The sequence below is a fragment of the Leptospira brenneri genome (assembly GCF_002812125.1).
GTDB lineage: Bacteria > Spirochaetota > Leptospiria > Leptospirales > Leptospiraceae > Leptospira_A > Leptospira_A brenneri.
The window spans coordinates 497,966-522,985 of the sequence record NZ_NPDQ01000003.1 but is presented as its reverse complement, the minus strand read 5'-3'; the positions used below and the strand labels follow the sequence as shown (position 1 = coordinate 522,985).

The following is a 25,020-nucleotide window of genomic DNA, read 5'->3' as shown; positions in this document are numbered from 1 at the left end:
GGATAGGTCTGATTTTTGAGAATTTTAATCGTAGAGGATGAAGTTGTGGCGGCAAGAGGGTTGGAACGAATGTTACGAGAACTTCTTGGGTCTAAAATTTCTTCTCTGCGAATTGAAAAAAGTCTGATTGGTTCGCAATGTTTTATTGCCGAAAATGAAATTGATTTATTATTTTTGGATTTGAATTTAGATGGTGATATCGGTTTTGATTTGTTAAAAGAAACATCTGCTGCTTCCTTTTTGACAATCATCACATCAGGAAATACTGCGGAAGCAATCAGAGCTTTTGATTATGGCGTTCTGGATTTTGTTCCAAAACCAATTACGAAAGACAGAATTTTGAAAGCAATTCAGAAGTTCCAAACAAATCACTTAGGAATTAAAACAAAGTACCTTGGAATCAAACAAGACAACGACTTGAGTTTAATTGCAACCAAGGATGTTTTGTATGTCCAATCCTTCGATAAACGAGTGAAGGTGTTTAAAAAAAATGGAGACATGTTTGTACATAACAAAAGTTTAGATTCTATTTTAAGAATACTTCCCGCTTATTTTTTTAGGATTCACCGCTCCTACGTAGTGAATACCAAGCAGATTCATAAAATCAAGACTTCTGCTGGTGGATTTTATGAAGTTGAGCTGATCAATGGAATGAAACTGAAAATGGGAAGAGGTTATTATAAAGAATTAAAATCCAAATTATAAATTAGAAAGTTTGAAACACAGTCTTAATTGATCAAAATTTTTTAAGACTGTGTTGATTGCCAAACGATTTTAGTAAGGTTTTTCTGTCTTAGTCTCCACCTTCTACAAAGAAAATCATCGACCAAGCTTTGTTCTTTTTAGAAAATCCAACCCTGTGTGCAAGAGGGCTTCGTAAATATTGTTCGCAAATGTATCCTACTTGTCCGTCAGAAATACATACTTTTTTAAAGTTACAAGGTTCTTTGGTGTTTGGGTTCGATTCAGTTCCATCGTATTCATTTTTTACAAATTCCCAGCTAAGTTGCGTTAGTATTTTTCCTTTAATTGAAGGTTTGTCTCTAACATTGACAACACTTCCGATAATGAGTGAATGAGTATACTGATCAATAGAATCAGGTGTTTTGCTAAATAAAAAAGGTGCAGACCAAATTTGATCATTCAAGGCAAACCCTAGATTGATGGTTTGTGAAAGTTCGTTCCAGAATTCCGGATTTTTGGGATTTTTGTCAAGTTTCCAATATTTTAAAAAATTAGATTTGCCCATTCCCTCTTCTGAAAACGAAAAAGAGATTTTTGGATCAATGACAGATTCAATGAACTTTATATTTTTTTCCTGAACTGCTTTTTCTAGTTTTTGTTTAAAGGAAAAAAAATCTTTATCTTCTCTAGAATTATCCACTGGTTTCAAAAGGACCGGTGTAAACGGTTCGCAGGGCAAAACTGGTGAATGATAAATTGTTAGAAGAAAGAATATAATTGCGATTTGTTTTTTCATTAGGTTACTTCTATCCTATTTCTAAGTTTGGGTAGAAGTAATCTAATGGACTCCTAAGCAAATGGTCAAACGAATTTAGGGAATTGTTTTGAAAACTAGGATAGGTGCTAGTAAAAAAATTCATGACAAATTTTGATTTTCGTTTGTGCAGTTTGTACTGTAAATAGATCCTGATTTTCCAAAGGGACCTATTGATAAATGAGACAAGAACGAAGTTTTTATTTTTGGAGACACTTCATTTTGGGTTTTGGAATCATAATCCTTTTTTGGGGGTGCTTTCATTCTCCCTTGAATTCTACTTGTGACCCAAATTCTTCCTCTTACAACCAAACACTGGTCATTCTACTTGGTACGGGAAGTAATGCTGATTTTTGCGGAAACAAAATCCAAAACCCTTTTAAGAAAATCAAAACTCCTCGTTTTTTACTTGTAACCAATGTTGGTTTGAACACGGCTACAAGTAGTATTAATGTCTTTCGGATAGAGTCTATTACCGGAGAGATAACACAGGTTTCGGGGTCCCCATTCCAAATGACAGATAGACCTCGACATACTGTTAGCAACGAATCGGGAACCACTGTTTATGTAGCAAACATTGGGAATACTTCCATATCTATTTTAAATTTAGATCCTGAGACAGGAGCTTTATCGGTAAAACATCCAAATGTTTCTGTTTCAACTACTCCTTATTCCTTGGCTATGGATCCGGGTGGAAAATTTTTATATGCAAGTTCAGAGACAACCCAAGCAATCCATCGTTTTGCTATCGACCAGTCTGGAAATCTTTCTTCCTTACTTCCGAGTACAACAACAAATAATCCAAATTCAGGTGCCGTAGGTAGACTCTCCGTTGATTCTATGGGGAGGCATTTGTATGCGGGTCTAACTAGCGCTTCTGGATATTCGGGAGGAATTCAAACATTTGCCATGAATCCAAATACTGGAGAGTTAACTCCTGTTAGTGTGATTCAGACCGGGCAGAATAATTTATCGGTAGCTATCACTCCTGATGGGCAATATGTCTATGGAGCAAATTATTTTTCAAATAATGTATTTTCTTTGGTTCGAGATTTAAATAATGGCATACTTACCATCTATTCCAATCACTCTACTGGTATTGCGCCAGGTTTTACAATGACTGATTCATTGAATCGATTTGTTTTTGTGGCCAATAGTGGCACTGGTCAGGGGACAATTTCTGCATATTCTATTCAGTCGAGTAATGGTGAGTTAACTTCCGTTATTGGTTCTCCATTCCCATCAGGTTTAAGCCCCATTGGTCTTAGTTCTGATCCTCTTGGAAAATTTTTATATTCTTCGAATACTGAAGGCGGAAATGTTTCGGGATACACGATTGGTTTTGATGGGAGTCTTGCACCCATTTCTGGGTTTCCTGTTACTGCGGGAATCAATCCATTTTCAATTGAATTGGTATCTTATTAAAAATGGATTTTTACATTCTTTGGAAGAGGAAAATCTAAAAAAATATTTAGAAACTACTTAGATCCGTATAAGAAAAACCACCCATGGGACGATTGTTTACTTGGGTGATTCTTCCCCCAAAGTATAAAATATTTTTGAAGGCAAAAGATCGGTAAACATCTCCTTCTGAAGGAAAGTTATTATCTAGAATTTTTTTATTTAAAAAATCATAAAACACAAAACCTGGTTTTGGTGCTCCGTTGATAGTAGTAAAATAACCTCCCACAATACCTTTTCCATTCTCTCCTATCGCTATGGTAGCAATGTCGCTGTCAGTCGAAAGCAATTGGTGTGTATAAGCACCGGTTGTTCCATCAAAGGAACTAAACCTAGAAGTTGTTTGTCCACCAATATTAATAAAACTACCACCGATAAAAAATTGATTCTGATAGGTGGCAATGGAGTTAACATTCGCATTGGGAAAAAGGGTAGAGGATGGAAAAAGTAAATTGTTTCCGTTTGTTGGATCTAATGATGAAATGAAATCTGTTCCCGCTGCTCCAATATTGTTAAAGTCTCCTGCAACAAATATTTTGTCGTCTTTCGCAATGATGGAATAAACTTCGCTATCTGCTGTGGGATTCCAGCTGTCTACTGTGCCATTGGTCAGTGCCAAACGAGCAATGTAGGCGCGAGCACTTCCCGCCACATTTGTAAAACTTCCTCCGACATAAATATATTGGTTATCAGTAGTAATGGTTTCAACATTGGAATCGAATGTGGGGGCAGGACCTTCCAGGGAAAGTGTATTTAGGTTTAAAATAAAGAAATTAGTGCGCGACTGATTCAGAACAGAAGTGAATAGTCCACCTCCATACATTAGATTGTCTCGAACATGTAAATAGCGTATGGAACCTGTGAATTGGGGATTAAACTCGGTGGCTTTTCCTGTGGTCAGATCAATGGAGCCAAATCCACTGCGTTCGACAACATTTACGCTTGAGAAACTCCCTGGAACTAACACCTTACTTCCGTCAGAGGAAAAGGCAATTTTTCCATTGGGGTAAGAGAATGATGAAGAAAATTTTGGATCCCAATCGGATAATTCTCCGTTAGTTGGGTCTACAGAAAACCCATGTCGTCTTGGTTTGCCAAACACTGAAGTAAAGTTTCCAAGGATATAAATTTTACCACCAAACTCAGCAATAGAAGCTATCGAGTCGCTTGCAATTAGTTGTAAATCTTCGTTACCAATACTTCCATTGATATCCACAGCGGCAAAATAATTTCTCGTAGTGGCACCTAATAAATTAAAACTTCCGATTAGATATACTTTTGTTCCTACTGTTATAATATCATTTACTAAATTGTTTGGCGCGGGATTCCACGCTGTCATGTTGCCATCCATTTCGAACGACCTTGCATTTGCAGGAGAAACCGCAGTAAAACTCCCTCCGGCATAAATAACTTTATTATTTGATGCGTCTTTTCCCATTGCAATAGTGCGAATGGCTCCAGCACTTATATTTGGTGAAAAACTTAAATCTGGTGTACCTGTATCATAAGAGATTTTTGAAAGTCTACCAATTCCGCTTCCATTAATACTTGTGAACTGGCCAGCCACAAACAACCCGTCAGTATCGGCAGCGATTGCCTCTACTGTCGCATCTGCATTGGCAACCCAAGTTGTATCTAAAACGCCTGAATAGCGATTCACTGCTGCTAAATAACCGCGAGGGGAACCATTCCAAGTAGAAAAACTTCCGGCAATATAGATTTTTTCACCAGCTAACAATAAGTCGCGAATATCCGCTCCACCAGTTCCTGTTCCTACATCAAAATTTGTATCTAATTTACAATTGGAATTTATATGAACTAAACTTTGTTTGGCGACTCCTTGGATATGGGTGAAATTTCCCGCTAGATAAAAGCCGCCTCTTTCATCGGAAATGGCAACGTTGCTATTGGATAGAAGATCTAGATAGGGACAACTGCTCGAATCAACGAGTGATCCGTTGCTTGTATTTAAAATGGCGGCCCCACCGGTATTGGGTCCAAGGAAGGAGAAAGTCCCACCTAAATAAAGTTTGTTATCATGGATTGCCATTCCCATGATTTGGACAAGCGAGGGTATTTCGCTATGCGCTCCCCAAATGGGAATTGCGGGTTTGGGAAATCCTGGCAAACAAGAGGGAGAGCTATCGCTAATGAGATACCGAATGATTGAGGCTGTGAAATAAGATTCGGATTTTGGATCGCACTGGTTGGTAAGTTCAGGGGGTTTGCATAAAGTTATCGAGTAAAAAAAAAGCATTAGAAAGGAAAATCGGATCAGTCGTTTCATCACTTGGAACCTAACATAGGATACTGAAAGGCCCTGGTCCATTGACAACTTTTATTTTGGATTCAGAGAGAACGGATCTATTATTGGAACCGAATGGTGATATTCGGGTTTCCCGCAATGAGTTGTATATAGTAACCCTTTATGACTTGCGGTTGGGTTCTATAAATCCCAGTTAAGTCCGAATTCCATAGTTCGTATTTTTGCATTGTGGAACTTGTCGTGATCGGAGTTCTATCATAAGTATAACTCGGTGATGTTTCACAAGAGTCACTCGTGAACCATAAAACTTCCGTTCCAGCTTCTTTTTCGATAAAAAAGGAATGGTTCGAAACTGGATTAGTGGAATAAGCATGAGGTGTTGTTCCTTCGGGTGAAAATTTAAACCACTTCTTACTAGATAAACTTAAATCTATTGTATAGGTTTCTCCTTTCTTCAAAATTAAAGAAGGAAATTTGCAAGAGTTTGAATAGTATTCATTGAAAACATTGATTACGAATAACTGGACTAAGGGATCGGGCTTCTCTTCTATGGGAGGTTTTTTGCCACAGGAAAGGATAGAAACTAACACAGTCAGTAAAACTAGAGTTTGGAATAATTTCATAAAAGGTAACTCGTTGGATCTAGTCGAATGAAATGGCATCAGTTTTGTCTAACCGTAACATTGGTTTGGTTTGGGGAATTTAATTCTAGTCTGTATCGATTTGTCTCGGCAAATCGGAAAGAATCTTTTCCGATTTTGAATTTTAGTTCTGTGGGTGTTTCGGAGTCGGGTGTGAGTCCATTCCGTGAAGGTGAGGAAAAATTTTTACAAGATGTCCATGAAATCAAACTGATCGAAGCGGCACTATCTTTGGTAATCGTAAAATAATAGTCTCTTGTTTCTTCTGGGGGAGTTAGGTTTCCTTTTTGTGAAAATTGAAACCAAGAAATTTTGTCTTTTTCTACAGAGATTGGATAATCGATCCCTTTTTCAACTACCAAATCAACACCAGGGCAGTTATTAACCAGGCCCGGCAAAACACCGATTGCAAAACTAATGATAAAGCCGTTTTGGAATTCTTCGGTAGTGTTTTTATCATCACAATGCAAAATACTGAAAAGTATCAATAGGCAGATACAGAAACGTTTCGAAAGAATCATTTGCTTTTGAAATAAATCTAAAACTAAGTTTTGGGATAACTTCACGGAATAGTGATAAAGGAAACTGAATTGATTGTCATCCACAAAACTTCTGTTTATTTATGGAGAACACATACCACGGGTAGGGTAATGAGGTGTTTTGTATGGAATTTGGGATTCTGGTAAAAAGGGGTCTTCCTGCTTTGAAACCTAAAAATCGAATTCCCTTTCTATTTTAAGGAAAATAGGAGCAACGGTTAATTTCGATTCACTGATTTAGGAAATTTCTTTCGTTTGACAATTTATAGATCGATGAAAACTCTCATTTCCAGAAGAGATCTCTTAACTTGAAGCCCCACCAATCCCTAACTTCCATTTGGCTTACTTTCTGCATTCATCTTCTATTTTTCTCTTGTAAACTCGCAAGTCTAGAAAATGGCTGCGATCCCGATTCGGAATCTTTCAAAGATTTTTATCTAGCACGGATTCTTGTGGATGATGATCGGGAGTATTGCGGTTCTGTGGCTCCCAACCGATCCATTTGCGAAATGGATCCCCTTGCCATCATTCAACCTAGACGTTGGAAGTATGTTTCTGCAGAAATGAAAAAACAGGCGGCACTCGGTTCCTCTGGTACTAGTTTTACAACCTTTACTCCTGCCTATACTGGTACTGCGAAGTGGCTCGGTGGTGTACTTGCAAACAACGGAAACATTTATTCCATACCATACAACCAATCTGAAATTCTTGTCATTCATCCGAGTACAAATACTGCTTCTGGTTTTTCTTCTGGACTGACCGGTACTGCTCTTTGGGAAGGGGGAGTGCTTGCACAAAACGGAAAAATTTATGCCATTCCAAGAGATTCAGATAAAATTTTAGTTATCAATCCAGAAACAAATGAGAGTTATACGATCCTAGCTCCCGAAACAGGGCTTGGAAAGTGGAGGGGAGGAGTGCTTGCCCCGAACGGTTTGATTTATGGAATTCCTATGGGTTCTAGTAAAATCCTTGTGATTGATCCTAAAACAGATACAACTCGCACCATTACCTCTCCTTTGGCTGAGTCCAATATGTGGGAAGGAGGGGTTCTTGCCCCAAATGGAAAAATCTATGCTTTCCCAGTTTTATCCAATTATATATTTGTAATGGACCCATACTCAGAAAGGAGTTATGTGCTCCCTTATCCTAAAGCATTCAATTCTACAAATAAGTGGAGACATGGTGTTTTGGCACCTAACGGAAAAATTTTTGCGATTGCATCGGACGAATCTGATTTTTTAATCATTGATCCCGTGAATGATTCCATGAATTTGTTGCCTTCTGTTGTTGCCGGATTAGCAAAATGGAGAGGTGGTATTTTGGCTGCTGATGGAAAAATTTATGCTATTCCTGCAGACAATAGTAATTACATAGTTCTTGATCCCGACTCTTTAACGATGACCGCACACGATACGGGATTTGGAACTGGAAATAAATGGGGAGACGCAGTCTATGCACCTAACGGGAATATATATTCTATTCCCCACACAAATGACCAAGTTTTAGTCATTCATCCTGGAGCTAACGGAAAGATTTGTGAACCTTTATTACGAAGTAGTTACTGGAATGTATATTAATAAAAACTGAAATTTGAATCTTTCTAAAATACTATTGACATCATTTGATTTTCCTAGTACAAATTGAGGATGCGATGGAAGGCATCTGAGTTTTGGAAAAATGCATCCCCTACGGAACTATTAGATTTCTTTCAGTCCATTGAAAAAGGAGAGGATCTAAAATCTTTAGCCGATCACATGTTAGCGGAAGATGAGTTTTGTGATTTGGTCTTCGAGTATTTATGGTTACTAAGATCAGAGGAAGGTTCTAAACATTTTCTGAACGACGACAATCTAACTCCAGAACTTTTGATGAAGTTTATTTATTTTGGATATGGAAAACAGTTTTTAACCGGTAATTTTGACTCCAATTCTTATTTTTTACAAGTCCGGACTTTGTTTGGTTCTGCACAGAGTTTACGAATTTTATCTTTAGCGGAAGAAATGGATAGAGATCCCACTTTAAAGATCCATCTTTTGTCTAATTTGGATCCTCAGACCTGGGAAGCCTACTTTGATTTATTAGAAGAGAAGAATATGACAATGCAGACTCTTCTCGGTATATTTTCAAACCTTCGAGAGAACGAAATTCGTAAAATTTTACTCAATAGCCATACTCTTTATTATTATCTTAGGATGATGATGGTTTCTGGAATCAAACAGTCCGCTGAACAAACGGAAAAAGAAACCGAAAATAGAATTCGTTTAGAATCTATTTTAGAATCCATTCGTATCTGGGAAACCTTTTGTCAAAACTTGGGAGAAAGATTTAATTTTAAATTAGAAGCAGAACTTTCTCCGAACAAAAGAAACCCTGATAGGTTATCTCTTGTTTTGCGGGAGTTAACTAAAATTCCTTCTTTAGATAGGGAGGATGTTTTGGTTTATATGAAAGCCAATGGTGCCGTTTTGGATGTTTGGGAAGAAACCACAATCCTATCGGCACTTGGAAATTTTGATAGAGTCGGCACTTATTTCTAGTTTTGAATATTCCAAAAAGGTTTTAAGGTTTTACAGGTAAACGACCTAATTCCGATATCAAAGTTCCAAACTAAAACCAATATTAATTTGGCGAAATGGTCCTGGTTGGATTCCTGTTGGCAGTCTCCCTGAAACATATTGTTTGTCTTGGATGTTCTTTGCGTTGATGAATACGGACCATCTGTCTGGAGATCTATAACCGAGACTGGTATTCCATAATTCTACTTTGGGTATAATTCCTTTGTTTCCATCTTCTGATTCATCTCTCGTATTCAGTAAGTCCGAATATTGTTTTCCTATATATTGGTATTCCAATCTTCCATAATATCCATTAGGAGAGGAAACACTCGCAGCAAGAGTGATGGTTTCTTTTGGTACATAAGGTAAGTAGTTACCAGTTGTGTCTGTGGAAATGTATTGGTAGTTATTCACTGTATAGGCTGGGAGGATTTCGATTGTTTCTTTTCCATCACTGGTTTGTGAAACAGGGAAAGGATTAAAACTTCTAGATTTTGCTTCAATTCGAGAATAAATGAGTTCGATAGGAGTTCTCCATTCCGATTTTTGCATTTTGGCAGGATCCCAAACAATGACAGATTCCCCTCCCGTATGTGTCGAATATCCAGTGTTTGCGGGTCGAATCCCTGTTTCACCACCGACTTCGTTTACGTTGATGATTTGGTCTCTGAAGTACATTTTGTATCCTACTAGTTCTGTATACAAATAGGATGTAATGTCTCCTCGAACTCCTGTTTCATAGTTTGTGGAAGTCTCTGGTTTGAGACGGTAGTCATTCCCTTGTGGACTAAATGAGGTTCCAAACGTAGGAGGAGAGAATCCTTTATGAGCACCTGAAAACCAGATGAATTTTTTTGTAATATCATAAGTAATCCCAAGTCCAGGAATGATGATATGGGTTCTGGATTCACTCGAACTACGACGATTCACGGAAATATCGCCAGGGAGAACTGCACCCAATTGGTAATCTTCGCTATTGGCTTGTCTTCTTGTTGTGATGGCTTTTTGTCTTACTTCTTCGTATCTAACACCAGGGATGAGTTTCCAGTTTTCAGAGAGTTGGATTCGATCTTGGAAGTAAGCAGCAAAGGATTCGATTTTACGTTCTTGGCGATTGAGATTAAAGTTTGGTAATGTAGTTTGTGCTAGGTTTGTAACCAAAGACTCTTCTTGGATGATTGCCTTTGAAAGATAACCTAGAGGATCATCCGTTTTTTTGAGATTGGTTTGTGTTAGGTTATTTTCTCCATGGATCCTAACTCCTAAATCTGTTTCATGTTTGAGGTCAAAAGTAGAGAATTTAGATTCGAGTTTTGTCTCTACACCTCCCACCATAAAGGATTGATCCCGGCTTATGTACGACTCTCGCATATATATGGAATCCCCTGGACGATTTCCAATGATTCCGGGAGAATACGTACGAAGTGTATCTTGTGGTGCGTTTAGGTATCCTCCCGAAAGTGATTTTCCGGATAAAAAATCTTGTCTGGCCCAGTTTCGTTCCGCTTGTGAAAAATACCCTCGGATGATGAGCGTATGGTCTTCTGCCAGTTTCCAGTTGTGAGAAATGATCGTCTGGCTACGGTTTAATTGTTTTTCATCATATTCCGCTGGATTGATTTTGGGATCCATACGAAACAGTCCTTGCGAAATTCCCAAATATGTGGACTGGGCATTTTGCATATGGTAACCAAGTTTGATGGTTGTGCTATGTTTTTCATTCCAGTCTTGGATCCATTTTACATTTCCTTCTGTTACGTCGAAGTTTTGGTAATTGCGAAATCCATTTCCTTGTTTTCTAAGTAAAGAGACCTCAAAAGAACTAGAGTCAAAACTTTTACCATAAGAATTATAAGTTGATAAATAACCGTTTTCACCTCCTACATTTCTTGTGTAAAAAGTAGATTCGACAGGGGGGCGTTTGGTGACAAAGTTCACAATCCCTCCGATTGTGTTTGGACCAAATAAAATGGAACCAGACCCCTTGATGATTTCGATCCTTTCCATTCTTTCGATGGAAGGAGAGTAATAGCTTTCTGGTTGTCCATAAGGAGAAAGGGAAGTGAGAATCCCATCTTCTAAAATTAAAGTTTTCCTTGATTCTTCATTACTGACACCTCTAAAACCAATGTTAGGTGTAAGTCCTGCTGCATCCTGGAAACGAACACTAGCCCCTGGTGATCTTCTGAGTGCTTCCATTGGATCTGTAGGAGAAGCCTCTTCCAGATATTTTTTATCGATGATATATGCCGATCCTGGAATTTTTTTTAAGTCTTCTTTTTTACTCCCGATGACATGAATCCCATCATTTTTTTGTGGTTTGGAATCTTTTTCTTCTGCATTTGTTTGAGAAAAAATTTTGAATTTTAGCACAAAGAATAGAATTAGAAATACGAATGGTTTTAAGGATTTAGATTTCATCGAAGGAGTCCTTGTAAGGGGGAAAAATTGACTTTGATCTTGGTTAGATCTTCGTTAGGTGAAAATAAAGGTCGTGCCGGTTTTCCGTTAATGGAAACATAAGACTGCACATAAACTGGTATATCTTTCCTTCCTGACTTTTCGTATTCTTTCTGTTGTAAGTAGTTTGCGAATTGTAAGATATGTTCTGGTTGGATGGTCATCATCCTATATTGGTAATCAGTGAGGGTGTCTCTAGGGTCTATCTTTTGACCTTGAACCCAGAAAGTAGCCGCTCCTACTTTGTCTGCTACCATCACTTGCCAGGAAAATTTAATGGCTTCTTCTGTCCAAATCACTTGGCCCGGATATAAGATATGCCGGAAAGGAATGGTTACCTGCAAACTGAGGTAGATGAGAAGTAAGTATTCCTTAAATCTGAATTTAGAATTTCCTAAAGAATTTGTTTTTTCTTCTGTAATTTTGTTTCCGATCAAATCTAGTGATTGATTTTTAAAAACTTTTTTAAGAAGGCGAAGCGGCCAATCCGGTGCAAAAAAAATCAAAGAAGATAAACTCATTACGATGGGAAACACGCCAATGGGAAAGAGAAAGGAAGTAAAGGAGTGGAAAAATAAAACCACAAGCCAAGCTAAGAACCGAAACCTCTTTGTACAAAGTAAAAAGGGTATGCTTAAATCAAAAATCACTCCAATCCAAGAAAAAAGATAAGCAGTGATGGATAGACCAAGGAAGGGATCTAGAAATGGTAATTTTCCTTCCGATTGGTAGAGCCAAAGTTTTAAGGGAAGGGCTTCGAACAACCAGTCCGGTTGGAGTTTGGCCACCCCACCAAAAAAATAAATTAGTCCCATCTGCAAACGAAAAGCATACAACCAAAGTTTTGGAATCGGATCTAAAGTTTGGATCCAATGTTTCCATTGCCATAAGGGAAGGTTGGATTTTGTAACGGGGGATAACCACAATAAAAAACCAAGAAGGGATATGAGATAATAATGATTCAAATAAATGGTAGCATCGGAAAAATGAAACCATGTAAATCCGATTGTGAATATAAACAAATTGAATCTTAAAAAATATCCCAGAAAAATCCCGAGAGCTGTTAAAAGTAAAACTCCAAAGAGAAGAAAGGTGAAAACAGGAGGAAGCGGGTGAATCCATTCGAAGCCAAAATGTTTGAAGAAAAAAGTCGGTTTGATAAAATACGAATGGATCCATCCATAATAAAAATACCGAAAGATGAGGATACTCGTCGCAAATCCATAGGCAATCCGAAAAAAATGTAAGGAATAAGAGGGGACGGGCCCGAGTAATTTTTTAATCGCCATCATTTGAGCTGACTCCAATGGTCCCACCAAGAGCGCTAATGACTTCTGTTGAGATAATGATTCTTAACTTCTTAAATTCATTTAACATGAGTTCCACATCACTACCACCAGTTGTGATGGCATTGGGAAAGGTTCCGTATTTTGTTTTCAAAGAGTTAACAGATGCCGTTGTAATTTTGATTTGTTCTTTTAATCGTGGGACAACGGTTTCGCTCCTTAAACTCAGAAATTTATATAATCCTGCGTTCCCAAGATCAGAAAATCCTTGGAGATTTTGTAATAAAGAATCAAAAGCTAAGTTTGCATAGGGAGTTTCTACTTTCGTGATATCTTTGACACCTAAGTTGGTGGCTCGTAATCCCGATGGTTCCGCAATCTTGATATCTACGATTGTGTTACAAAAAAATACCATTTGATTCGTGAGTTCTGTGAGTCCGTCTTTGGTATTGGGATAATCTCTACTTCCTTTGCCTGCATTGGTGAAGGAGTAATAGAAGGAAGAAGTTCTCGACTTATCCCAATGGAAAAGAAGTAAACCTGTTTGTGTTTTGATATCTTGGACAAGTTTAGTTAAATATGTTTTTCTGTTGTTATCAGAGAAAGCAGTATTCGTGGTTGTTATATTGTCTTTAAAGAGTAAATACTCAACTGCATCAAGTCCATCCACTCTTAATCCGTTCGGTGCTAAATTAGAAGTGATTCTAGATTCGATGGAAGTAGGATCAATAGGAAAAGCTCTTGAGAAACTATCCAAATAAAGGTAAACATTGTAAGGAATATAGGCCGGTCCAAAATAAGCCCATTCAATTTGCCTGTACGCTAAATCAGTTTCTGTCCATGCAGTGCGAACAAGGTTTAAGTTGGTTGCGTCGGGTGTTGCTGTATAGTTTGTGACTGCTGTTTGTAAGGCAGAAACTTTGGTATCCAGTGTTGTGTATTTCGGAATGATTAGATTGTTTGATATATCTGCAAGCAAACTTGAGGTAGTATAGGTTTTTAAATATGTATCTACCAAACCAAGAATTTCTGCTTTTTCCGAAGCTTTATCTGAATTCACTCCACAGCTATATAACAAAATGTAGAATCCAAATGTTAGAATTTTAAAAGTATTTTTCATTGGTTTCATAAAGACTTTAAAAAACTAAGGACTTTGGTTCTAGATTCTTTTGGTAAAAGTTTGTAATTGTTTTTACTTTGTTCGCCTTCGCCACCATGCCAAAGGATTGCTTCTTGAATCCCTCTCGCTCTTCCGTCATGGAGTAAAAGTTCATGTCCATTCACTCGTTCAATGAGACCGAGTCCCCAAAGTGGAGTGGTTCTCCATTCATTTCCTGTTGCCAAAAAGTCCGAACGGCTGTCACTGAGTCCAGCTCCCATGTCATGTAATAACAAATCTGTATAAGGTCTTATTTCTTGATTCGCAATTTCTGGAATGGAGTGATCCCCTGTTTTGATTCTGGGAATATGACAAGAGGAACATCCGATTTGAATGAATAGTTCTTTTCCTTTTTTCACATCTTCCGACCTCCAACCACGTCTACCGGGAACACTCACTAAACTTGTGTAAAAGGTAACACGCGATAAACGTTCACTAGAAATCTCTGGATTCACCCCATTCCCTGCAGGACTTGCGGCACATACAGTTTGTCCGGTTGCACAGTTTTCACTGGGGAAAACGGGAGTTGTGAGTCCAATATCACCAAGAAAGGCACTAGCATTTTGGTGTGTTAGGTTAGGTTGGTTTGCTTTCCAACCAAAGCGACCGAGAAATGCTTTTGCTTGTGTTGTATCCCAAGCAAGGTTTGCTCTTCCTGAAATTCCATCTCCATTGGAATCGTTTGCATCGGCAAAGGAATAGATGGTAGCTTCCGGAATGGCTTCTAGAAGTCCAAGTCCAGGAAGGATGGGAGCGGTTCTTGGAGAAATCAAATAAGTTCCAGAAGGATTGTTTGTGGGATGATAGGGTTGTCCTGGACTCGCAACATTGATTTGAGTCGCTCCACCACCCACATTCCAAGTGATCGCATAACTTGGTCTTCGTAAAGAATAGGTCTCACCATCTGGGAAATTTCCTGCCTCTTCTGTATAGGTAATGGTAACAGTACCTTCTTTTGGAATTTGAATTCCCGTTCCATATTCTAAAATCCCTTCTGTATTCAATTGGTTTCCAAAGTTTGTCATGGGAAGGGGACCACCAGTGGTTGGATGGGATCCGGAAACACTGAGTCGAATGAGCATAGATGTTAAACTAGTTCCGTCAGCAGGAGGTCGTCCTCGTCCATCTTTGACATGACAACCTTGGCAGGAACGGTTATTAAAGACTGGCCCAAGTCCTGCGACTGCGGAATTACCAGTGGGAAGCCAGGTTCGATTGAAATTTGCATTTCCATCTTGGAAATCGATGGAACGTCTGGGATCGACTACGTTGGCAGCCTCTAAATCAAAAGCAGATTCTGTAGAATCAAAAGTGGTAGTGTCACCACCGCTATATTGTTCGCATGGATCATTTAAAAAATCTCCCGTAGAACACTGAGGAGATGATAATAGAGAAGCAAGGATAAGTGCAGTTGTGGTTTTATCATTATCTGTTTCTTTACATGAAGAAAAAGATAAAACAATTGTGATTAGGATAAGGTGTTTTAATTTCATATTTGTTTTTTCATTTATTCTAGAACTAAGCCATCATCTCCGATAGAGACACCGAAACTTGCGGCAGATCTTTGGAGTGCTTTTGCTATTTCTTGAACTGCTGGTTGGATTTGGTATCGGAAGATATTGTAATCAGCATTTTCTGTGTCAGATCCAGATATGTTTACAGTCGCAATCATTCGATCAAATCTACTAGAAATAATGGAACTGTTACATGCCTGATTTAAGGAAACATCTTCTGTAAATTCATTTAGGCAGAATAATTGAGCAGTATCAATTCGTTCTTTAATGTAATTTGATTCACCACCTAAAAGATTTTTTAATCCATAACCGTTGATGGTTTGTGATCCTGAATAAGTTCCATTGTAAAGATTATTTAATCCTTGAGCATCGTAATAAAAATCTGCTTTTGTATTGTCTGAAAAACAAGAATGTTCTTCTTCTTGTTCCCCACCGAATACACCAGTCATCCTTTCTCCACCCCATTCTCCACCGGAGAAACGTGCAATCCCTCGTAAAACATTTTCAAAGGAAGTGGAACTAGATTTGAATTTAGAAACATAAGATCCAGAAACAGAAGGATCCCAAGCATTCTTTAGTTGTAAAAGATGTGATTCTAGAATTTCTGTTGCATAAAGTAGGTAAGCCGATCTTTTTGCTGCTGCACTTCCTGACCCATTTGCTGTTGTGAAGTTTGATTGTGTAACAGTAGTTCCTGGCGTGAAGTTATTTGCTGCATCTGCTCCCCAAAGAAGGTATTCAATCGCATGCCAACCTACAGAAATATTTTTGGCTGGGTCTCCATCGGGACAAGTTCCAGTCGCGCAGTCTCCTTCGTTTGCATCAATCAGTCCTTGTTTGGTGATTGCTCCCGTGAGAACGACTGTATCAATATAACCTTCATCAAGAGGCCAAGCATTCACAAGTGGTTCGAGTTCCACACCGCCAGTGAGCGCCGGATTATCAATGGGGCCTTGGCTAAAACGGAAGATTTCTGTTTGTAAGTAACTTCTTCTCGCCTTTCTCCAATAGGTTTTGACTTCATTCAGTTCCGCAAGGGTAGGGGATGCTTTTCCTGTGAATGTTGCTACCTTTTGGCGGAGAGCGACCACATCCGTATACGAATCACTATAATTCTGGAAAGCAATTTGGGAATAGGTTTCCAGAAAGGCGGTTTGGCTTGGGGCATTGGCTGCTAGAGCTAAGACCGCCAGCATATTGTTATTGTTATCTTCTTTTTCTGGCATCAGAATGCTGCAGTACTGCAGTGTGAAGCCAAGGAAAAGTACGAATATAAGAGTTTGTTTCCTGTTCATAGATATCCTCTCTCTTTATAAATGAGATTAATTCTCATTCTTAATTAAACAACGTTCTAAAACAGGGGTCAGGAGGGCAAATTGTTTTATTTTTAGCTTGGTTGATATTTATCAGGGCAGAATTTTTTTAAAACTGTGAACTTTGTTCAAAAAATCTCAATGGTTCGGAAATAAATTATTTGACACTCGTTCAAAAAGCCATAATTTTGTGGCAATTGTATAAAATATGTTAAAAATGTTCCGATTGGGAGGAAATATGAACGTAAATAGAGCATTAGGACTCTTAGTGTCCTTGGTTTTCGCTGGATCCGTTTCCGCGCAAAGCCAAAGCCAGATGTTTCAAAGAGTGGGGGTTGTAGGAGATTCCCTCAGCCAAGGATTCTTTGGGGTAACGGTAGAGAAAAAAACACAAGACTGGGCGTATCCCGTTTTGGTTTCGAAACAAGCGGGGGCTTCTGTTTCTTATAATGTCTTGAAAGGACCTTATGTAAACTTAGAAGACGTACTCAAATGGGACTGCGGTATTTTCTGTATTGCAGAAAGCATCATTGGAGGAAATGCATCGACTGTATCTTTACCAACACACGCCGGGATTACTGGAGCGGAATACACTTCACTACTCAAAACTTCTGGTAAATGCGAAGACGTTACTGCGACCAAACAAGAAAAAGAATGGTATTGGGCAAAATGGTATTGGTACACTTACCGTTGGGTGACGGTTGCTGATTGCCAGGAACCAGACAAATTCCATCGATTTGGTTTGAGAGACGCAGGTACTCAAACAGAAGTCATGGAAAAAGTAAAACCAACCTTCCTCTTTGGATCCGCTGGTGCCAACCATGTACTTTGTACTGCATTACATACATCCACTGATTGTTTAGATGAAACTAGATTCAAAAGAGATATTCGTGAATTTTTCCGTAGAATGTCGGTTATGGGAAGTTTACAAGGGGGAGTTCTCTTTACAGTTCCGAACGTAACTTCCATTGCCTTCCTTGAGAATTATAAAGATCCGAATGGTCGTGCGAACTATTCTGGTTTAAAAGCATTCTTTAGAAACTCAGTATCAGATCCCAACCAAGTTTTAGATGCAAATGAAATCGCAACGATTTCTAATTTTTTGAATATGTTAAACAACGAAATCAAAGCGCAAGGTGCTACGATGCGATTTGCAGTGGCAGACTTACGTGTGATTTTTGATGATCTTAAAGAAAATGGACGACCGATTCGTAGTGCTTCCGGATGGTCTCCTGGAAATGCCCGTGCCAATTGGCCACTTCCCAACCAACCAGGAGTCTTTGGTTTAGATGGAGTTCATCCAAATATGTATGGCCACTCGCTATTTGCAAATGAGTTGATTAAATCAATTAATACTCGTTATGGATATTCTATCCCGCAAGTGAGTGAATATACGGCTTGGTATTATGATTCCCTCAATAGAAACCCTGTAGACTTAAAAAAATTCCTGACCGAAAATATCTTTGGTCAGGCAATTTCTTGGGTAGTTTCTATCTTTACTTAAGAGGTTAAACGATGAACAAACGGTTTATAGCAATCATTTCGGTTTGTGGATTTTTGTTTGTATTGTTTTCTTTTGCGATTTGGAAATTTTCTTCCCGCAAAACAAATCATGGGACAGAAGTCACCGATTCCGATTTCGGAAATTCAGAAAGTCACGCCAAGTCGTTGTTTGACGATCCCGAATTTTCCGACGCTCCCAATCCAGAAGAATTGGAATTGGCACAGGCTGAGGTTCTATGGCCGTTTGCATTGGAAAAAAAGCCAAACCGTAAAGAAGAGATCAAAGAGGAGTGGAGAGATTTTGCGGCCAAGTATCCCAAGAACTTTTACATTCCTCGCGAAATCAAAACGGGTATGACAGAAGCCGAGGAAAAGGAACATTTAGAAATGTTGGATTCCTTTACTGCGATGGATGCGAGTTTTTCTGCATCGATCGCAAGAGAGAAATGGTCAGAGAAACCTTCAAGTGAAGAGCCGAATCCATCAGACAGACCTTCTGCCAAAACACAAAGAGCGTATTTCGATTTTAAAATCAATGAATTGGAATCAAGAATCCAAATGGTTGAATATTGGATCGAAAACAAACACCCTTCCGGTGATGTAAAACTTTCTGCAGAAAAAGATTTAAAACTTTGGAAAACAGAACTCACTGCCTTAAAAGAAGTGAGAAGCCAAGTTCCGAATTCATAATTCGCTTATCCCGAACCATCTGCATCATTGCAAAGAGGACAAATTGTCCTCTTTTTTTTTGCTAAAAACCTACCGCCTTTTTGCCCAGCTCGACAATCGTTTGGAAATTTTCCTCTTTGCTTGACAGGAACATCGTTCAAAAAATTAGTTGAATTTGAGACTCGGTTTCAGTACGGAGCTCAATCCTCTAAAGGAGAACCAATTCTATGAACACAAAAAGAAATATCCTCGGAAAATCGCTGATTTTTGTCCTCTTCTTTGGCTTTGCCAGTTTTTGCAAGGCCAAAGAAGCTGATTCCTCAGCTCTGGCACTACTCGGTTTAGGTCTGAACCAGGCGACCATTTCCGGAACACTCACGGATGGAGCCGGAAATCCGATTCCCAATGCTAGTTTAGAAATCGCTACTTCTGCGAGCGTAAGAAATACAGGGTCGAGAGCCTTGTCTACAACATCGGATGCCGGATCTTGGCAACTTGCTCTTGGAGCGGGTAGTTATGAAATCCAAGTAAAGGATGCGAATGGAAAACTTCTGGGTACTTTTAAACTTTCTTCCGCTGAAAACTTGGAACCTTCCATCGAAGATATCTCGCATCTAACGGATACGATTTTTTTAGTTTCTTTGGCTAACCAAAGAGAGGTCGGATCTAAATTTGAAATCCTTTCTCCCAAAGATGGAAGTATCGTCAAAACTTATGATTTACCATTAAATATAAAAACTTCAGATTCCTTAACTTGTCATGTTTTACAAAATAAAACAGACAAAGGAAACTTTTCAGCAGGAAAAGGAGAACTTACTTCTTCTGTATCCATAAAACCTTTGCTTGGTGCCAATAAAATCCAAGTTCATTGTACAAATGAAGCTGGGGTTTCTGCAAAAAAAACAATTCTTACTTATTTTGGAAATCGAATCTCGGCTGGTGGATCTCACTCTGGTTATGTGGTTGGTGGAAACCTTTACACCTGGGGACGAAATAATTTTGGTCAGTTAGGTACGGGAACTTCTACTGGTGACCTTACCAATCCTAACATTACCAAACTATCCACAATCTCTAATGTAGTTTCGATTGGCTTCAACCAAAACAGTTCCATTGCCATCACTGATGATGGATCTGTTTGGACTTGGGGAGCCAATGCTGTGGGCCAACTTGGTATGGGAAATATTGGGGACTTACAAGCTGCCGCAACTGATGCAGGACCTAGAAATCCTCCCAGAAAAGTTCCGGGAATTACCAATGCTGTGATGGCAGTTTATGGTTTTGATCATGCTCTTGTTTTAAAATCGGATGGAACTGTTGTTGCTTTTGGTTCGAATTCGGTAGGCCAACTCGGTAACGGAACCGGAGGTGCGGGAACTTATTCTTCAAGTCCAGTGAACGTGATTGGCCTACCTTCAGATGTCATCCAAGTGATTGGAGGTTCTGAACACTCAGCCGCCTTGACAAAGTCAGGTGATGTTTATGTTTGGGGACGCGACCAATATGGAAATTTAGGAGATGGAACAGTTGGAACTGCAACGGAAGTAACTTCTACTCCTAAAAAAGTGAGTTCTTTATCTGGGATCACTCATATTGCTAATGGTAGAGATCATCTCCTGGCTTTAAAAAATGATGGAACGGTTTATGCTTGGGGCCTTGCTGCCAGTGGTCAGTTAGGAATTGGAGGAAGTGGATCACCGGCTCCTGTTCCCACTCCCACTGTAGTGACTGGACTCTATAATGTTGTTTCTGTTTGGGCCAATGGAACACAAAGTTTCGCCATTTTAAATGATGGTACAGTGAAAGGTTGGGGGGCAAACTCCAGCGGAAATTTAGGAACAGGCCTTACCACTCCCGCAAAAATTTATACACCAGGTGATATTGTTGTTGGTGTGAAAGACATCCAATACTTTGGGTGTGGAGCTTTGCACAACTTTGCCATCCTTAAATCGGGCAGTTTGTACGGTTGGGGTTGGAATTTTAAAGGTTCGATTGGCAGATCCGATTTGCAGGAAACTTGGGCAGCAACAACTCCTATTTTTCTTACGATTCCACAATAAATATGGAGTTTTCGTGCTGATTAGACTTTTTTTATTTTTTGCGTTTATTTCTTTTTATTATGGATGTGCGTTCGCTGAGGCGAACGTGTGTTCTGCGAATCTCGGTTTATCGGACGTGATCAATTCTACCCAGGTGTTGGAATGTCCGAATGAAAAAAAACTTTGTGAGGATGCTTCTTGTTTGGTCTTACTCGGTTTAAACCAATCGGGAAAGTTACCATGGGAATTTGAAGAAGGGGAAGAGTTATCAGGAGGAAAGGCGATGACAAGTTTTGTCACCGATGCTCGTGCCTTCCTCCAATTTGGAAAAAATTCACCACTATCTGTTGTATCTGATTTTACAGTAGGACAAGCTGTCTTTGAAGTTCCTTGGACAGCAGGTTTTTCTGCTTCTTTGCCTGACCGTGATGGTCTTGGTCCATTCTTTCACACGAATTCTTGTTTGGGATGTCACGCGGGTAACGGAAGAGCAGTGGAAGATGATGGAGATCCTTTGAATTTCACCTTGGTAAGGTTAGGTGTTGGCACTAAGGGGAATGATCCAGAACCAGTTTATGGGACACAGTTCCAACCTAATGCGGTGGCTGGTGTAACTCCAGAAGGGGAAGTTCATTTTGAGTATGATACCATCACTGGAACGTATCAGGATGGAAGTTCTTATATTTTGCGAAGGCCTAATTTAGTATTCAGTGGGCTCGGATATGGCCCTTTTGATTCAAACCATAAAACATCAGTTCGGTTGACACAACAAGTAATAGGACTTGGACTTTTGGAAGCTGTTTCAGAAGCAACTATCCTTTCTTATGCAGACCCTATGGATCTAGATGGTGATGGAATTTCCGGAAGGCCTAATTATATTTGGGATCTTGTGGGAAGTGGGAGGTCTCTTGGAAGGTTCGGATGGAAGGCAAATGCACCCAGTCTCAAACGCCAAAACTCCGCTGCTTTTTCTGGTGATATTGGGATTACGAGCCCCATGTTTTCGGGGGAAAATTGTAGTTCTTCACAAACTACCTGTGCCAGTGCGACTAATGGTGGTAGTCCAGAAGTGACCGAAGAGAAAATTGTAGCCATTACCAAGTATATGCAACTAGTTGCAGTGCCTACTCGTCGTAATGCAAATTCACAGGTAATTCTTACGGGTAAAAAACATTTTTTTTTAGCAGGGTGTAACAAATGTCATGTGGAAAAAATGGTAACCTCTTCTAACGCAGCTTATCCACAACTCGCAGGCCAAACCATTCGACCCTATACTGATTTACTTTTACATGATATGGGAGAGGATTTGAGTGATGGGAAAGCAGATGGAGAGGCTAATGAAAGAGAATGGAGGACGGCTCCACTTTGGGGGATCGGGTTATTTGGCGCTGTTAATGGAAGGGCAAGATACTTACATGATGGTCGTGCAAAAACGCTAGATGAAGCCATCCTTTGGCATGGAGGAGAAGCAGAAAAAAGTAAACAGTACTTTTTAGCACTGAATGTTTCGGATCGTGCCAGTATGATTCGATTTTTATTATCATTATAAGTTTCACTAAAAAAGGGAGAAAAATGGCAGGGTTTGAGGTTTCAGAGAAAATTCAGCTCTGCTTTTGGAATTAAAACTTGTAGGCAGATTTTTGAATTTATAAATTTGTCTGGCATGCAAATGAAAGGCAGTTTCCTTTTTTATTTTTTTACTTTTATCCTTATTTTGAATTGTGATCCGGGTCCGGTGAAGGAAGATACAAGCTCTTTCGAGGAAATTGTGTCCGACGAACCTTCTACAAAAGAACTACTAGATAAACTAGATTCTTCGGACTCTTTCACACGTTCCCAAGCGGCAATCCAACTCGGAAGTCGTGATGAAAAATCGGCCGTTCCCAAACTAAAAAAACTTTTATCTGACAAGGAACCGGGAGTCCGGGCAGGTGCCGCCATTGCTCTTGGAGATTTAAAAGATAAATCATCTTCTAGTGCTATTGTGAATCTGATGTGGTCGGACTTAGAAAATCCTAAGGATGTTTATCTGGATGCCCTGACTCGGATGAAAGATCCTTCTGTCGGAAAAAGAATTTTTCCCTTGTTAGATGATGATAATTCCACACTTCGATTACAAGTTGTGGATGCTTTGGTTCAAATTGGGGCAAACTTTATTGGTCCAGAGATTTTAAGTTTGGCGTTAAAAAACAAAGATCGTGAAAAAGACAAAACCTATGCCATGGCACTCGGAAAATTAAAGGTTTCATCTGCGGAATCTTATTTGCTTGGACTTACAAAAATACAAGATGAATCTCCCAGCCTTGCAGCGGCTTATCTTGCTCTTGGAAGAATCAAGGCTAAAAAAGCAAATGAAGTGCTTGTTAATGCTTTGAACCTACCGTATAGCAAAGGAAAAGAAAATGCATCGATGGCTCTCATCGAAATTGGAAATCCAGTTGTGATTCCTAAAGTCTTCGAGTCTTTGCGTTCCAAAGATTCGGAAACCAGACTTTATGCCACGGATGTGCTTTGTTCCATTCCTTCCAAAGAAGCAGCAAAGTTAGCCTTTAGTTTGTTAAATGGAAAAGATACAACAAACTTCGGAAGTGCTGCAAAGATTGTTGGTCGGCAAAGGTATAAAGAGGGAAGACTTCGGATTGAAGAGTTATTAGAAAAATCATCCACTCCCGAACGAGATAGTTTTGCGGAAGCACTTGGTTGGATTGGTGATAAAGCCTCTATACCCATACTTAGAAAAATTTTATTATCGGGAGAACCAGAGGGTCCGTATGGTTCTGCTTGGTCACTTGGAATTCTTGGTGCCAAAGAAGCCGTTCCTGATCTGATCAAAGCTCTCGATAAAGGAGATGCCAAGTTGATGGTTTATGCTTTAGAAGCACTTGGTTCGATTGCAGATCCCAGTAGTTTGCCAAAGTTAAAAGAACTACTTTCGGATAGGCCAAAAATGGCTCCGCAAATCCTTTCCACTATCGCACTCATTCCTACCGAAGAAGCTCGCCTTGTCATCGAAGAAGCAACCAAATCCAATGACGCTGAAGTGTACAGGCCCGCTATGGAAGAGATTGCCAAACGGAAAGATAAAAAATCCATTCCTCTTCTTTTGACTTTTGCAAATGGAAAGGATGCAGAAAAACGAAAACTGAGTTACTATGCGCTTACGGCTGTTACTGGGCAAAAGTTTCGTACAGCTAGGGAATGGAACGATTGGGCCAAAGGAAGTTTGTAATTTTAAAGAATGATTTTGTTTGGATACAATTAGGATTTTATGAAAGAATATTTTAAATCGTTAATTTTATATTTTGTGTTAGCTTATTTGATTTCCTGGACCATTTGGCTTCCTTTGTATTTGCCAAAGTTTGGAATTCATTTTTTACCGGTTTTACCCTATCATCATGCTTTGGGTGCCTTTGGTCCTTTGATTGCTGCCTTTATTTTGAATCAATGGGAACAGGGAAGTTTTGGTGTAAAAAACTTACTTTCTCGAATGTTTCAATGGAAAGTCAATTGGGTCTGGTATCTGGTTGCTGGATTTAGTCCTTTCCTTCTTCTCCTTCTTGCAACAGTGATCAATGATTTGATGAACTCTCGATTTAGTTTTAAAGGACTAGGTGTTAGCAGTGAATTTCCTGAATTTGGAATTTTTTCCTTTTTTATTTATAATATCATCATCTATGGATTTGGAGAAGAGACAGGATGGAGAGGTTATGCCTTACCTAAATTACAAAAGAAATTAAATGCATTCAATGCAACTTTGGTCCTTACTTTTTTATGGGCAGCTTGGCATACTCCTCTTTTTTTATATCGACCTAGTTTTATGGCAATGAACGTGTTCGGAATTTTTGGATGGTTCATGTCCTTATTTACAGGAGCCATTCTTTTGACCTGGCTTTATAATTCCTCTAGAGGAAGTATTCTTATGGCGGCCCTCTTTCATGGAACGATTGATATCGTTTTTACCTCTGACTCGATTGATACAAATATTATGAACATCACCGGGTTTTTACTCGTGGTCTTTGCGATTGTTGTGCTTGGATTCACTGGATTCAAAAATTTATCTAAAGTAGAGAGGCAGAATACATGAAGGAACGACCATGTTTAATGATAGTATGCCCAT

19 protein-coding genes are annotated in these 25,020 nt (G+C 39.1%); 10 read left to right on the top strand and 9 right to left on the bottom strand.

Going from position 1 to position 25,020, the window contains the following annotated elements; all coding sequences use genetic code 11:
- Nucleotides 1–15: 15 nt before the first annotated feature.
- The gene (locus CH361_RS09035) at nt 16–705 is read left to right on the top strand and encodes a LytR/AlgR family response regulator transcription factor (RefSeq protein ID WP_100790473.1); all 690 of its coding nucleotides are present in this window, start codon (nt 16–18) and stop codon (nt 703–705) included.
- An 88-nt stretch (nt 706–793) separates the two neighbouring features.
- On the opposite strand, the gene CH361_RS09030 is transcribed toward CH361_RS09035, so the two are convergent.
- Nucleotides 794–1,480: an SH3 domain-containing protein gene (locus CH361_RS09030; RefSeq protein WP_100790472.1), complete on the bottom strand. Its 687-nt coding sequence runs from the start codon at nt 1,478–1,480 to the stop codon at nt 794–796.
- A gap of 288 nt (nt 1,481–1,768) precedes the next feature.
- Between CH361_RS09030 and CH361_RS09025 the strand changes: the two genes are divergently transcribed.
- Nucleotides 1,769–2,923 (top strand): lactonase family protein, encoded by a 1,155-nt coding sequence (locus tag CH361_RS09025; protein WP_244279732.1) that lies wholly within the window; start codon nt 1,769–1,771, stop codon nt 2,921–2,923.
- 46 nt (nt 2,924–2,969) lie between these two features.
- On the opposite strand, the gene CH361_RS09020 is transcribed toward CH361_RS09025, so the two are convergent.
- From CH361_RS09020 to CH361_RS09010, 3 genes are read right to left on the bottom strand one after another with little or no spacing between them, the layout of a single operon-like run.
- Nucleotides 2,970–5,288, bottom strand: coding sequence for an NHL repeat-containing protein (locus CH361_RS09020; protein ID WP_100790470.1), 2,319 nt, complete (start codon nt 5,286–5,288; stop codon nt 2,970–2,972).
- Between the two features lie 38 nt (nt 5,289–5,326).
- Nucleotides 5,327–5,887, bottom strand: coding sequence for a hypothetical protein (locus tag CH361_RS09015; RefSeq protein ID WP_100790469.1), 561 nt, complete (start codon nt 5,885–5,887; stop codon nt 5,327–5,329).
- A complete protein-coding gene (locus CH361_RS09010; protein ID WP_208861412.1) occupies nt 5,887–6,387 on the bottom strand; it encodes a hypothetical protein in 501 nt (166 codons plus the stop codon). Before CH361_RS09010 ends, CH361_RS09015 begins: the two co-directional genes overlap by 1 nt.
- A 326-nt stretch (nt 6,388–6,713) precedes the next feature.
- Between CH361_RS09010 and CH361_RS09005 the strand changes: the two genes are divergently transcribed.
- Both CH361_RS09005 and CH361_RS09000 read left to right on the top strand, forming a co-directional pair.
- The gene (locus CH361_RS09005) at nt 6,714–7,985 is read left to right on the top strand and encodes an NHL repeat-containing protein (protein WP_100790467.1); all 1,272 of its coding nucleotides are present in this window, start codon (nt 6,714–6,716) and stop codon (nt 7,983–7,985) included.
- Nucleotides 7,986–8,054: 69 nt separating this feature from the next.
- On the top strand, nt 8,055–8,945 hold the full coding sequence (locus CH361_RS09000) for an LBF_1199 family protein (RefSeq protein ID WP_100790466.1): 891 nt from the start codon (nt 8,055–8,057) through the stop codon (nt 8,943–8,945).
- A 57-nt stretch (nt 8,946–9,002) separates the two neighbouring features.
- On the opposite strand, the gene CH361_RS08995 is transcribed toward CH361_RS09000, so the two are convergent.
- From CH361_RS08995 to CH361_RS08975, 5 genes are read right to left on the bottom strand one after another with little or no spacing between them, the layout of a single operon-like run.
- On the bottom strand, nt 9,003–11,384 hold the full coding sequence (locus tag CH361_RS08995) for a TonB-dependent receptor family protein (RefSeq protein ID WP_100790465.1): 2,382 nt from the start codon (nt 11,382–11,384) through the stop codon (nt 9,003–9,005).
- The gene (locus CH361_RS08990; protein WP_100790537.1) at nt 11,381–12,712 is read right to left on the bottom strand and encodes an HTTM domain-containing protein; all 1,332 of its coding nucleotides are present in this window, start codon (nt 12,710–12,712) and stop codon (nt 11,381–11,383) included. The genes CH361_RS08995 and CH361_RS08990 overlap by 4 nt, the downstream gene beginning before the upstream one ends.
- Complete coding sequence (locus CH361_RS08985; RefSeq protein ID WP_100790464.1) at nt 12,702–13,838, bottom strand: imelysin family protein; 1,137 nt, start codon at nt 13,836–13,838, stop codon at nt 12,702–12,704. Before CH361_RS08985 ends, CH361_RS08990 begins: the two co-directional genes overlap by 11 nt.
- A complete protein-coding gene (locus tag CH361_RS08980; RefSeq protein ID WP_100790463.1) occupies nt 13,835–15,361 on the bottom strand; it encodes a di-heme oxidoreductase family protein in 1,527 nt (508 codons plus the stop codon). The genes CH361_RS08985 and CH361_RS08980 overlap by 4 nt, the downstream gene beginning before the upstream one ends.
- 14 nt (nt 15,362–15,375) lie before the next feature.
- Nucleotides 15,376–16,677 carry an imelysin family protein gene (locus CH361_RS08975; RefSeq protein ID WP_100790462.1) on the bottom strand — a complete coding sequence of 434 codons (1,302 nt, stop codon included), beginning with the start codon at nt 16,675–16,677 and terminating at the stop codon, nt 15,376–15,378.
- A 256-nt stretch (nt 16,678–16,933) separates the two neighbouring features.
- Here CH361_RS08975 and CH361_RS08970 point away from each other — a divergent pair, with 256 nt between their 5' ends.
- The 6 genes from CH361_RS08970 (at nt 16,934) to CH361_RS08940 (ending at nt 24,987) form a co-directional block, all read left to right on the top strand.
- Nucleotides 16,934–18,199: a hypothetical protein gene (locus tag CH361_RS08970; protein WP_244279728.1), complete on the top strand. Its 1,266-nt coding sequence runs from the start codon at nt 16,934–16,936 to the stop codon at nt 18,197–18,199.
- Nucleotides 18,200–18,210: 11 nt separating this feature from the next.
- The gene (locus tag CH361_RS08965) at nt 18,211–18,888 is read left to right on the top strand and encodes a hypothetical protein (protein WP_100790460.1); all 678 of its coding nucleotides are present in this window, start codon (nt 18,211–18,213) and stop codon (nt 18,886–18,888) included.
- A 206-nt stretch (nt 18,889–19,094) separates the two neighbouring features.
- On the top strand, nt 19,095–20,924 hold the full coding sequence (locus CH361_RS08955; RefSeq protein ID WP_100790458.1) for an RCC1 domain-containing protein: 1,830 nt from the start codon (nt 19,095–19,097) through the stop codon (nt 20,922–20,924).
- Between the two features lie 85 nt (nt 20,925–21,009).
- Nucleotides 21,010–22,452 carry a di-heme oxidoreductase family protein gene (locus CH361_RS08950; protein ID WP_425268676.1) on the top strand — a complete coding sequence of 481 codons (1,443 nt, stop codon included), beginning with the start codon at nt 21,010–21,012 and terminating at the stop codon, nt 22,450–22,452.
- A gap of 114 nt (nt 22,453–22,566) precedes the next feature.
- The gene (locus CH361_RS08945) at nt 22,567–24,132 is read left to right on the top strand and encodes a HEAT repeat domain-containing protein (RefSeq protein ID WP_100790456.1); all 1,566 of its coding nucleotides are present in this window, start codon (nt 22,567–22,569) and stop codon (nt 24,130–24,132) included.
- A 39-nt stretch (nt 24,133–24,171) separates the two neighbouring features.
- On the top strand, nt 24,172–24,987 hold the full coding sequence (locus tag CH361_RS08940; RefSeq protein WP_100790455.1) for a CPBP family intramembrane glutamic endopeptidase: 816 nt from the start codon (nt 24,172–24,174) through the stop codon (nt 24,985–24,987).
- Nucleotides 24,988–25,020 lie beyond the last annotated feature (33 nt).